The sequence below is a fragment of the Alcaligenes parafaecalis genome, from assembly GCF_026344135.1.
Classification (GTDB): domain Bacteria; phylum Pseudomonadota; class Gammaproteobacteria; order Burkholderiales; family Burkholderiaceae_B; genus Alcaligenes; species Alcaligenes parafaecalis.
Genome location: NZ_JAPKNA010000005.1, coordinates 128,717 through 140,882 on the forward strand (window position 1 = coordinate 128,717; position 12,166 = coordinate 140,882).

Annotated in this window: 7 protein-coding genes; 4 read left to right on the top strand and 3 right to left on the bottom strand. The window is 57.4% G+C overall.

Translation table 11 applies throughout. The features are described from left to right. Positions 1-9 precede the first annotated feature (9 nt). The 3 genes from OSH09_RS15465 to OSH09_RS15475 all read left to right on the top strand — a co-directional run bounded on the left by OSH09_RS15465 (position 10) and on the right by OSH09_RS15475 (position 3,841). Positions 10-2,022, top strand: a complete 2,013-nt coding sequence (locus tag OSH09_RS15465; protein WP_266121496.1) for an acetyl/propionyl/methylcrotonyl-CoA carboxylase subunit alpha — start codon at positions 10-12, stop codon at positions 2,020-2,022. 110 nt (positions 2,023-2,132) lie between these two features. Next, positions 2,133-3,041, top strand: a complete 909-nt coding sequence (gene gluQRS / locus OSH09_RS15470) for a tRNA glutamyl-Q(34) synthetase GluQRS (protein WP_266121497.1) — start codon at positions 2,133-2,135, stop codon at positions 3,039-3,041. Positions 3,042-3,382: 341 nt separating this feature from the next. Next, entirely contained in the window at positions 3,383-3,841 is a 459-nt protein-coding gene (locus OSH09_RS15475; RefSeq protein WP_189393748.1) for a DUF494 family protein, read from the top strand. A 231-nt stretch (positions 3,842-4,072) separates the two neighbouring features. Here OSH09_RS15475 and OSH09_RS15480 read toward each other — a convergent pair whose 3' ends face one another. Beyond that, positions 4,073-6,730, bottom strand: a complete 2,658-nt coding sequence (locus OSH09_RS15480; RefSeq protein ID WP_266121498.1) for a GDYXXLXY domain-containing protein — start codon at positions 6,728-6,730, stop codon at positions 4,073-4,075. A 140-nt stretch (positions 6,731-6,870) separates the two neighbouring features. Between OSH09_RS15480 and OSH09_RS15485 the strand changes: the two genes are divergently transcribed. Further along, entirely contained in the window at positions 6,871-9,462 is a 2,592-nt protein-coding gene (locus OSH09_RS15485; protein WP_207872816.1) for a DNA topoisomerase III, read from the top strand. Positions 9,463-10,402: 940 nt separating this feature from the next. Here the strand turns inward: OSH09_RS15485 and OSH09_RS15490 are convergent. Then, positions 10,403-10,837 (bottom strand): CopD family copper resistance protein, encoded by a 435-nt coding sequence (locus OSH09_RS15490; RefSeq protein WP_266121499.1) that lies wholly within the window; start codon positions 10,835-10,837, stop codon positions 10,403-10,405. A gap of 29 nt (positions 10,838-10,866) precedes the next feature. Then, on the bottom strand, positions 10,867-12,144 hold the full coding sequence (locus tag OSH09_RS15495) for a TRAP transporter large permease (RefSeq protein ID WP_207872814.1): 1,278 nt from the start codon (positions 12,142-12,144) through the stop codon (positions 10,867-10,869). Positions 12,145-12,166 lie beyond the last annotated feature (22 nt).

Here is a 12,166-nt window from a genome sequence, read left to right on the forward strand (position 1 = left end):
GGAGACACTGTGTTTCAGACCCTGCTGATAGCCAATCGCGGTGAAATTGCCTGCCGGGTGGCCGCCACTGCCCGCAGCCTGGGACTGCGTACCGTTGCGGTTTACTCCGACGCGGACGCCGACGCCCAGCACGTACGTGCTTGTGATCAAGCCGTGCGCATCGGTGGCCCCGAGCCACGCGACAGTTACTTGAAGATCGACGCCATTCTGGAAGCCGCTCGTGCCACTGGCGCGAACGCGATCCACCCTGGCTATGGTTTTCTGTCCGAGAACGAGCACTTTGCTCGCGCTTGTGAAGAAGCCGGCATTATTTTTGTAGGCCCACCCGCTCAAGCCATTGCGGCCATGGGCAGCAAGTCCGCCGCCAAATCCCTGATGGAAAAAGCTGGTGTGCCTTTGGTGCCCGGCTACCACGGCGACAACCAGGACCCCGACTTTCTGCACCAGCAAGCCGACCAGATCGGCTACCCCGTGCTGATCAAGGCCAGTGCTGGCGGTGGCGGCAAGGGCATGCGTATTGTGGAAGAGTCCGGCGCGTTCCTGGAAGCCTTGCGCTCTTGCCAGCGCGAAGCCGCAAGCAGCTTTAGCGACGACCGCGTGCTGATCGAACGCTATATCACCAAGCCACGCCATATCGAAATCCAGGTCTTTGGTGACCAACATGGTGAGTACGTGTACCTGTTCGAGCGCGATTGCTCGGTACAGCGCCGTCACCAGAAAGTGATTGAAGAAGCTCCCGCCCCCGGCATGACGCCCGAGCGTCGCCAGGCCATGGGTGAAGCCGCCATTGCAGCGGCCCGCGCCGTGAACTATGTGGGTGCAGGCACGGTGGAATTTATTGCCGAGCAGGACGGGCGTTTCTACTTCATGGAAATGAATACCCGTCTGCAGGTGGAACACCCCGTCACCGAACTGATTACCGGCCACGATCTGGTCGAATGGCAGTTGCGTGTGGCCGATGGCCAGCCTTTGCCAGCCAAACAGGACGAGCTGAGCATCAATGGCCACGCCATCGAGGTTCGTATCTACGCAGAAAACCCCGATAAGGACTTTCTGCCCTCCATCGGTACGCTGCGCAGCTTGCAGTACCCCGCCCATGCGTCCTTTACCTCCGGTGATGTGCGTATTGACAGCGGTGTGCGTGAAGGCAGCGTCATCAGCCCCTTCTACGATCCCATGATCGCCAAGGTCATCACCCATGGTGCTGATCGTGAACAGGCTCGTCGTCGCCTGATTCGCACGCTAGCTGACACTCAGGTGGCCGGTGTACACACCAACAAGACCTTCCTGCAACGCCTGCTGGGCGATGAAGCCTTTGCCCAGGCCGATCTGGATACGGGCCTGATCCCACGCCGTCACGAGGCGCTGTTCCCCAGCAATCAGGACGTTCCGGCTTCTGTACTGGCTTTTGCCGCCTGCGCCGTGCTGACTCACCAAGGTATGAGCGGGCAAGCCCCCAACTCCGACCCGTGGGCGGTACATGACGCCTGGCGTCTAAGCGGGGACTACGATCAGAAAGTGGCCTTGCAACTGGGCGAGCAAGCCCACGAAGTTGTGCTGCAACGTCGTGAGAACCAGTGGCAGATCACGTTGGGCGAAACCCAACACGCACTGCGCTGGCAAGCCGAGGCAAGGGCTGGTCTGGCTAAAACTCTGACCTTGCGTCTGTGGCTGGATCAGGTCGAGTACCGCGCCCAGGTGCTGCAAGATGGCGACCATCTGCAAGTTGCCCAGGCCGGTTCGGACTGGACCCTGGCCGTGGTCGACACCCTGGCCAGTGCCGGAACCAACAGCCAGGAAGCCCACGGTGGCCGCCTGACCGCTCCCATGCCGGGCAAGATTATTGCCCTGAATGTGGAGCCCGGCACCATCGTCAAACAGGGCGATGTGCTGTTGGTGATGGAGGCCATGAAAATGGAACACTCCATTCAGGCACCTGCCGATGGCACTGTGGCCGAGCTGTTCTTTGCGGTGGGCGATCAAGTGCCCGAAGGCGCAGAACTGGTCACGATGGAGAGCTAAAACTCCTCCCCTCCAGCCCGTGCAAAACGCATTGCCGGGCTGGAAAAATAGGCGTAAAGTCGCACAAACAAGAGCCCCCACCCAGGGGCTCTTGCCGTTAAGAACGACTCATGACCGCCCAGCCCCTTACCCCTTACTGTGGTCGCTTTGCGCCTAGCCCCAGTGGTCCCTTGCACGAGGGTTCGCTGGTTGCCGCTATGGCCAGCTATCTGGATGCACGCGCCCAACACGGGCGCTGGCTGCTGCGTATTGAAGATATAGACACGCCGCGCGTCGTCCCCGGGGCTGACCAGATCATCATGCAGCAGTTGCAGGGTCTGGGCATGCACTGGGATGGTGACGTACTGTGGCAAAGCCAGCGGCTGGCCCGCTATCAGGACGTCTTTGACCGCCTGCACGAGCAGGATCTGGTTTACGGCTGCGCCTGCACCCGCCAGGAGATTCTGGCGGCCTCCCTGCCCATCGCCCCGGATTCGTCCGAACACCCCTATGTAGGCACCTGCCGTCACGGCATCCCTGCGGATCGTACGGTACGCGCCTGGCGCCTGCGGGTACCCCAGGGTATCGAGCACTTCACTGACCGCTGGGCAGGGCCACAGCAACAGGACGTCGCCAAGGAAGTGGGCGACTACATCCTCAAACGGGCAGACAAGCTCTGGGCCTATCAGTTTGTGGTGGTCATCGACGATGCAGACAGCCAGATCACCGATGTGGTCAGGGGAGCCGACTTGCTCAGCTCCACCGCCCGCCAGCGCGTCCTGCAAGGCATTCTGGGCCTGCCTGTCCCGCGCACTCTGCACGTGCCGCTGGCCTGCGATGAGCAAGGCCGCAAGCTCTCCAAGCAGAACCATGCCCCGGCCTTTGATTTGGACCATCCACTGGAAACCCTGAACCGGGTCTGGGCCTTTCTGGGTTTTGCTCCCTTGGCGGCGAACACCTTGGACGAATTCTGGAGCCAGGCCATCAGCGCCTGGGCTCAACGCTTCCCGCTACCTGCAGACCAAGGCCCGAACAACTAAGTAACGAGCCGAGGCTGGATGCGGATGCGGATGCGGATGCGGATGCGGATGCCAGCTAGTGTCGTGAGCTTTCAGACTCTGCCAAGCAGCCTGCAAGGTTTCAAATAAACGACAGTTTCTGCCCCAACAATCGATTTATGTTCCAATTGTAGGGATGCTCGGCCCGAACCGGCCGCAGCCAGAGCAAAAACAGGCAAAACACCGCCTGAAAGCACAAGGCAAGCTCCCTACATCCTCCGGACACCCCATTTGCCCCCTACCGCAAATCAGCGTAAAGTTTGGTCACTGGTTACCGAAATCACGCAGTTTTTTTAATCACTTAGGACGGCAACCTTATACCCATGTTTGATATCCTGGTTTATCTATTCGAGACGTATTACAACCCCCAGTCCTGTCCCAAGGCGGAGGTTCTGGCCCACAAGCTGGCCGCTATTGGCTTTGAAGACGAGGACATCAACGACGCACTGGGCTGGTTACATGCACTGGGCGAGACCTCGCAACAGTGTCAGCCTACGGCTCAACTCAGTCCCATCAGTCAGCGTATTTTTTCTGAGCACGAACAGCATGTGCTGGGCGCTGATGCAATGGGTTTCATCACCTTTTTGCAAAACTCCGGCGCTCTTACCGCCCACCTGCGCGAAATTTTGATTGAAAGCGCCATGACGGTGGATGAAAGCCCCGTGTCTTTGGACAAAATAAAAATTGTTGCCCTGATGGTTCTCTGGAGCCACGAAGCCGAGATCGATCACCTGATCTTTGAAGAGCTGCTCAGCGACGACTCCACCCGTCAGTCTCATTAAGCACGTACACAGGAACCGTATTTTTGTTCAGGAAACGGCCCCGATAAAGAGGGTCCTTCACAAGCAAAAAACCAAGGCCCGAATCCGACAGCACATCGGATTCGGGCCTTTTTGATGGGTCTTGCTGTCGTCTGAACAATGTTCAGCCTTCTTTATAGAGACAGCCCAAATACAAGAAAGCCGGATCGCCTCTGTTAAAAGCAATCCGGCTTCAGGACAATGGGCGCAGGCTTACTTGATGACCTGCCTGTCCTTGTCCAGCATCGCGCGCAGCAAGCTTTGGCCGCCCTCGACCACGGCAAACTCGCCGTAACGGGCTGCATCAAAGCGATCTGCCGAGCCTTCCGCAAAGAACCAGGCATCCGTGCCGGGCGTCCAGTTATTGCGGTGACGACGCATGCGCAAGCGCATCACATCACCCGTTTCAGCCACGGGCCCTTCTTCGCTCCACAGACGTTCCTGGCCATCCAGCTCCAGATAAATGCCTTTCATCTGCGCTACCTTGTTCTCATCTAGCTGTACGCCAATCACGACCCACTGCTGGGACTCAATCTTGGCGACGGCATCCTTGGGCAAACGCCAGGACAGATAAGACAGGTTTTGCGACAGAGCGAAGTTCAAGGACATATAGTCGCCCTGCATCAAGGAGCGCGGGTCTACAGGGGCCAGCTCCAGCAGCACGGTTTTGCCATCACTAAGGATGCGCTCTTTCTGCGCGATCACCACATTGGCCATGCCCAGAATTAACACCGTCCCCAGCAAGACACTGGCCACGATCCCTTTGGGGGCCGCTTGCACAGTCGATTCGGTGGCAGCTTTCTTACGTCCCAACTGGCCCAGGTAAGCAAACACCAGGCAGCCTAAGCCGGTTGCCAGCAACAGCTCAGCCTTGTCCAGCAGGCTGATGTCCAGGATGTAATACAGACGCCACAGGCAGAACAAGCCCATGGCTACGGCCACGGCCATCAAACTCAGGTAACGCCAGGCGTAAGCGGCCAGAATCCAGCTCAGAGCCAAGGCAACAGGCGGATAGGGCGTCCAGACCGAGCACAAAGCGGCCAGGCCCAGCAGGGCAATGCTATAGACCAGCGGCTGTTCGCGCCAACCGCGCCAGTAAAACGCCAGAATGGCTACAGGGGCTATCGCCAACAAGAAACCGGCTGGTGTCAGATAAGGGCGCGTTTCATCCCAGAAAGGAATGGAAAAAAACAAGGTGCTTGCAGACACAATGTGAATTTGAGCACACAGCAACAAGGACCAGAACAGGGGCTGCCAGAAGGTGGACTTCTTGCCATCGCGCAAATAGAGATGCCCCAGCAGCAGTGCCGCAAAGAACATGAAGGCCGCAGGCATTTCCAGCACCCAGTAAGGCATCATGGCCCAGCGATCAAACAAGCGCTCGATCACCAGAAACTCAATCGCGGCCAAGGCCCAGAGCGTCAGCAGCATGCGCAGCACAAACTGGCCCTTGGCCTGTCTATATAGCAAGGTGCTGATTACCACCGCCAACATGGCGCTGACTTCATTAGGCCAGGGATAGCGCATGTCCACAATGGGCATACTAAGCAGCAGGATCGCACACGCTACCCAGCCGCCCACCAGATCTCGACTGGGCACGGTATGCGCTTTGGCAAAAAGCAACGGGGACACCGCCGCCATGATCCCGCCCAATACACCTAGCACTTCCAGGCTCAAATCCAGCGAGACGACCAAGTACAACAGGATGATCAGCGGCAGAAGCAGGAACAGGAACAGCTTGATCAGCCGCAGATACCAAGGGTGATGTTCATCACTGCCTTGAGTATCCAGTGCATCTGCCTGAGCCGGTTGTTGAGCTTGCGTAGCGGCATCAGCCTGGACGCTGGCCTGAGCATTGGCCAGGACCTCTGCTGTTGAAGCCGCAGGACTTGTTGCCGCTGCTGCGTTGACAGTTGATTGAGTTGCAGCCGCTTCGGTTCCAGCAGTGGCATTTGCCGTGACAGTGGTAGTTGTTGCATCAACTACCGAGGCCGTTGCCAATGTGGCACCTGAATCAAGATCGGCCTTGATAGCGCCCACTGTATCTTCTTTAGCAGCCAAGGCCTCGCCGCCATGAGTCCGTCGCCAATTGACGACCTGCTGCTGCAAGAAACGCAGCAGCCCCAGACCCAGACCCACGATCACCACCACGATCAAGAGGAAAGCATCCCCCGCATGCTCGATGATCAATGCGCTCAAGGAGCCATAAGCCCCGAACGCGGCCAGCGACATGATCAGCAAATCCGGGCGGCGGTAGTGATAAATACCGTACAGCACCAGGAACAGAACCAGTCCCAGCAGGAAGTCGCCTTCCATGACCTGGGCACCAATGAAAAAGCCCACCGCAATCGCCGCCACACGCGGCAGGATGCGCCACGGGTCATAACGCGCGCGCCAAATGGTTTCAGCCGCCAGCAACAGCAACGCATTCACCCCCAGAGCCATCAAGGTCTGCGAAGTATAGGTACGCTCAAACCAGCCCAGGCGGGTCACATCTATCCATAAGTACAGGGCGGTATTAATCAGTACCAGCCACAGCACCGACAGAAAGACACTGCGCACCGTGAATACCCAAGGTATGATCAGCACAGTCCACAATGCGAAAAGCTGCCAGGGGTCCGCGCCAGTCTGATAAGTCTGGCCAATCAGCGCCAGCAAACCGCCCGTGGCCACGGCGGCCAGGCCGGTCAAAGCAGCAGGCACTCCCAGATCATGTCCCCAGCCACCGGAACGTCGGCGAAACAGCAAGGCCAGTCCTGCTGAAATCAGCACGGCTCCTTGAGCAAGGGCAAATTTGGCAACATGCCCCCAGTTTTCCCAATTGGCCGCAATCCAGGTCACCAGACCACTGGCAAGCAGCAAAACAGCCAAACCCCAGGCTAGTTTTGTGAGAAATACTCGCCAGTCCGTTGGCCATACGTTAGTCTTGTCAGTTCTCATAACTTGCATAGAGGGATAAGCACCTCGTATCATTTCGCGCATTGCAGCGCAGTTGCTGTCACTGGAATCATATGGATAAAACACTAATCATTGCCGAGAAACCTTCTGTCGCCGTAGATATCTCGCGGGCATTGGGCGGTTTCACTCGAGAAGGTGATTATTTTGAAAGCGATCGCTATGTGCTGGCCTCCAGCATCGGCCATCTGCTGGGCCTGGTGGCCCCTAATGATCCGGTCCGCGGCAAGTGGAGCTTCACACATCTACCTGTTATTCCCCCTCAGTTTGAGCTCAACCCGACTGACAAGAAATCGACTGAGCGCTTGAAACTGCTGGTCAAGCTGATCAAACGAAAAGATGTCACCGCTGTTATTAATGCCTGTGACGCGGGGCGCGAGGGCGAGCTGATTTTTCGCTACATTATGCAGTACGCCGGGGCGAAAAAACCGGTGCAAAGGCTTTGGTTACGTTCGATGACACAATCGGCGATTCGTGAAGCATTTGAGAATCTGCGCGATGACGAGGACATGAAACCGCTGGAAGCGGCGGCACGTTCGCGCGCCGAGGCAGACTGGCTGGTGGGCATTAACGGCACCCGTGCCATGACGGCCTTCAACAGCAAGGACGGCGGCTTTTTCAAAACCCCCGTGGGCCGTGTGCAAACCCCCACGCTGGCTATCGTGAACGAGCGCGAAAACCGTATTCGCCAGTTCGTGTCGCGCGATTACTGGGAAGTCCACGCGGACTTTATCGCTGCCGCAGGCTTGTATACCGGCCGCTGGTTTGACCCTAAATTCACCAAAGACGAGCACGACGCCGAGAAGAAAGACTCGCGCCTCTGGTCCCTGACGGCGGCCCAAACCATTGTGGCTGCGTGCCGCGAGCAACCCGGTGTTGTCACCGAGGAATCCAAGCCCAGCACGCAGATGTCGCCCGCCCTGTTTGATTTGACCTCGCTGCAACGCGAAGCCAACTCGCGCTTCGGTTTCTCCGCCAAGACCACCTTGTCTTTGGCGCAGACACTGTACGAACGCCACAAGGCCCTGACTTACCCGCGTACGGATTCGCGCTATCTGCCCGAAGACTATGTCACCACCGTGCAAGAAACCATGCGCGCCCTGGCCGACAGCGGCACGCCCGCCAGCGCTTCGGTGCAACCGTTTGCGCAGGAAGTGGTTGAGCAGAAATGGGTAAAACCTAACCGTCGTATTTTCGACAACAAAAAGGTTTCGGATCACTTTGCCATCATCCCCACCTTGCAGGTGCCTCGGGAACTGAGCGATGCCGAACACAAGATTTACGAGCTGATCAGCCGTCGTTTCCTGGCCGTGTTCTTCCCGGCAGCGGAATTCCGCGTCACCACGCGTATTACGCAGGTGTCGGGACACCACTTCAAGACGGAAGGCAAAGTGCTGGTCAAACCGGGCTGGCTGGCTATTTATGGCCGCGATGCTCAAGGTGAAGATGCTTCCCTGGTGCCTGTTGCCGATGGCGAGAAGGTTCGCACTGAAGATGTCAACACCAAAGCGCTGGCCACCAAGCCGCCTGCACGTTTTACAGAAGCGACCTTGCTGTCGGCCATGGAAAGCGCGGGCAAGCTGGTCGATGACGAAGCCTTGCGCGAAGCCATGTCCGAGCGTGGTCTGGGCACACCAGCCACTCGCGCCGCCATTATTGAAGGCCTGCTGAACGAAGCCTACCTGCGCCGTGAAGGCCGCGAGCTGGTGCCTAGCGCCAAGGCGCGTCAGTTGATGACTCTGCTGTCTGGCCTGGGTGTTAGCGAACTGACCTCCCCCGAGTTGACCGGAGAATGGGAGCATCAGCTCAAACAGATCGAGCAGCGCCAGTTGGACCGCGATGTCTTCATGCGCGAAATTGCACAAATGACGCAAGTCATCGTCAAGCGCGCTAAAGAGTATGAACGCGACACCGTCCCTGGCGATTACGCGACTTTGCAGACGCCGTGCCCCAAGTGTGGTGCAGTGGTCAAAGAGAACTACCGTCGTTATGCCTGCACGGCTTGCGACTTCTCTATTGGCAAGCACCCCGGCGGTCGCACGTTTGAACTGCCGGAAGTCGAAGAGCTGCTGGCCAAGAAGGAACTGGGTCCATTGCCTGGTTTCATCAGCAAAATGGGCCGCCCCTTTGCGGCACTGCTGCGCATCACCGATGAATTCAAGCTGGAGTTCGACTTCGGCCAGAATGATGATGATGAAGACGAGACCCTGGACTTCAGCGGTCAGACCCCGGTGGGCCCATGCCCCAAGTGCCAGTCTTCCGTTTTTGAGCACGGCTTGCGTTATTTGTGCGAAAAGTCGGTTGGCCCATCCAAGAGTTGCGACTTCCGTAGCGGCAAGGTGATTTTGCAGCAAGAGATCACCCGCGAGCAGATGGCCAAGCTGTTGGGCGAAGGCAAGACGGACTTGCTGGACGGTTTCGTGTCCTCACGTACCAATCGCAAGTTCAAGGCCTTCCTGGTGCGTCAGGCAGACGGCAAGATCGGTTTCGAGTTCGAGCCTCGCCCAGAGAAACCAGCCCGCAAGTCGGCGGCCAAGAAAACGGCAACTAAAGCAGCGGCTAAAAAGACAGCAGTGAAGAAAACAGCCGCCAAGAAGACGGCAGCCAAGAAAACGGCTGCTAAAAAGACGGCTAGCAAGGCAGAGTAAAAAGCTCGGCTTGTTTGGAAGAACGGCCTCCTTTTTTGGGGGCCGTTTTTTTATGGGCAATCGTGTAGAGCTGGCAGGCTGGGAAGAGAGTCTCTGTAGAGACGCCATTCAGGGACAGGGTTTGGGTCTCCGGGCTGAGCACTTGCCGGTGCTGCGCACCGGTCCCCTTGTCGAGTACAGGCTCCGGGCGCACCCTGAACTCGCCCGGTGGTTTGTCCCCCGGACAAACCACAAGCGCCGGGCTCAAACAGCAGGGCGCTTGCATCCCGGATCCCGCACTCGCCTGCGGCAAGTACTCTGAACCGCCCCGAGACCCAAACCCTGTCCCTGAATGGCTCACAATAGTTCTTTGCCCATAGGCTGTAAGACTTCTTACCCTTATGACCTCAGTCCCATCACAGTATTTATGACGCTCCTGAGCGACGTCCCTGAGCAAGGCGCAGGGAAACGACCGAAACATAAGCTGCTAAACACACACAAGCATCAAACGGCAAACAACACATAGTGCATGGCACTCGACACAAGCCACACAGCAACTAGCAACTAGCAACTAGCAACTAGCGAATGCAAAACCAGCCGAAGCAATGTTGCAAGGCCGAGGTATTAAAACGGTGTGAAGGCGCGAGTCCGTGGGGCTCTGGGGGTGGGCGAATCAGAGTACTTGCCGCGGTCAGGAGATAGCGCAGGGATCCAAGCATCCTGCTGTTTGAGCACGACGCTTATGGTTTGTCCGGTGGACAAACCATCGTGCGAGTTCAGGATGCGCCCTGCGCTATCTCCTGACAAGGGCACCGGTGCGCAGCACCGGCAAGTGCTCAGCCCACCCCCAGAGCCCCACGGACTCGCGCCTGGCTTTTAATAAGCTCTCCTACGCCAAGCTGCGCCTCTATCACCAACTCGACCCGCACTAAGTGCTATGCAACGGCATGGAAACCCACGATTAAAGCGGTAAATAAAACAATGCCTTAGCCAGCACCACAATCAGCAGTACGTGCGCAAACACACTAAGGTGAATAATCCGTGATCGGCGGGCCGTCATGGTTCTGCGTCGGCTCATCACCATGACGGACAGGAAGTGTCCAAACACACTCAAAGCCAAGGTGATTTTCAAACCCAGAATCCAGGCCCTGGCTCCACCGACCTCAAACAAGGCCCGATGCTGCCAAGCCAGGCTCAGGCCTGCGCCATAGAGCAATAACAAGACCCAGGGCATGATGCGACGCGCCCGCCGCCCCAGCGCATGTTCAAACTCCCGCATTGCAGGGCGTGACACCTGACGTGCCAGAGGCGACAACATCAGCACTTCAAAAAACACCGTGCCGATGAAAAAAATCGCCGCCAAAAGGTGAACTAACAACAGGGCAAAATAGCTCATGAATACCGCTCAAGAAAGCAGAGAATCCATCAACGGTACACCAGGTCTCGAGCCCACAAACTGACTTCTGGCACATAGCTGATCAGCATCAAGCAGGCCAGGATGACGACCACAAAAGGCAGCAACGGTCGTATCAGTTTTTCCAGAGAAATCCCGGCGACCGAACACGCCGCAAACAGGTTCACACCAAAAGGCGGAGTCACCATGCCCAAGGCCAGATTGACCACCATGATGATCCCGAAGTGCGCCGGATCAATGCCAAACTGCATGGCGACCGGCAACAAGAGCGGAGCCAAGACCACAATCGAGGCGGAAGTCTCGACAAACATCCCAACTACAAACAAGGCCGCATTCACACCCAGCAAAAACATCATGGGACTGCTGAACAGCTCGCCCAACCAGACCCCCATGGCAGCCGGAATACCAGTGCGATTAAGTAAAAAACCGAACACACCCGCGTTGGCAATGATGAACATGATCACAGCCGTGGAAACCACCGAGCGATGCAAAACCTTGGACAGATCGCTCCATTTAACGCTGCGATAAACAAACATGCTCACGATCAAGGCATACACCACCGCCACCGCTGATGCTTCCGTCGGCGTGAAAATGCCCCCGTAAATTCCGCCCAGAATAATCACCGGCATCAGCAAGGCCAGCCAGGCTTGCCGAAACGCCGTCCAGACGCCAAGACGACCCACACCATCCTGTAAACCCAGACCATGACGACGTGCATACAACCACACATAAATCATCAAGGCGCCGCCAATCAGCAAACCAGGGCCAATACCCGCGACAAACAGCTCACCCACTGAGGTATCAGTCGATACGGCGAACAAAATCATGGGAATCGACGGGGGAATGATGACCCCCAGCTCTGCAGCAGAGGCTTGCAAGGATGCGGCAAAAGGAGTGGGGTAACCATGTCGGACCATAGCCGGAATCAGGATCGCCCCCACCGCGAAGGTGGTAGCCACACTGGAGCCCGCTACCGCAGCGAAAATCATGCAGGTCAGCACACAGCTACAGGCTAACCCCCCTTGCACACCGCCCACCAGACTTTTGGCAAACTCCACCATGCGATTGGACATGCCACCCGATTCCATCAGATTGCCCGCCAAAATAAAGAACGGCACAGCAACCAAGGGGTACTTATCCAGAGCGGCATAGAGCTGCTGGGCAATGACCAGAAACGTCATGCGCCCCTCCCACGCTACCCCCGCCATATTGGCCAGCCCCACGGCAATCGCCACGGGCACCGTCAATACAAAAAACAGCAGCATGGACACAAGCATGATCTGGGACACGATACGGTCTCCGGTCTAAACA

Excerpts from the sequence above, each read along its gene's own strand:
- gluQRS (WP_266121497.1), top strand. The coding sequence starts at position 2,133 with ATGACCGCCCAGCCCCTTACCCCTTACTGTGGTCGCTTTGCGCCTAGC.
- OSH09_RS15475 (WP_189393748.1), top strand. The coding sequence starts at position 3,383 with ATGTTTGATATCCTGGTTTATCTATTCGAGACGTATTACAACCCCCAG.
- OSH09_RS15490 (WP_266121499.1), bottom strand. The coding sequence starts at position 10,837 with ATGAGCTATTTTGCCCTGTTGTTAGTTCACCTTTTGGCGGCGATTTTT.
- OSH09_RS15485 (WP_207872816.1), top strand. The coding sequence starts at position 6,871 with ATGGATAAAACACTAATCATTGCCGAGAAACCTTCTGTCGCCGTAGAT.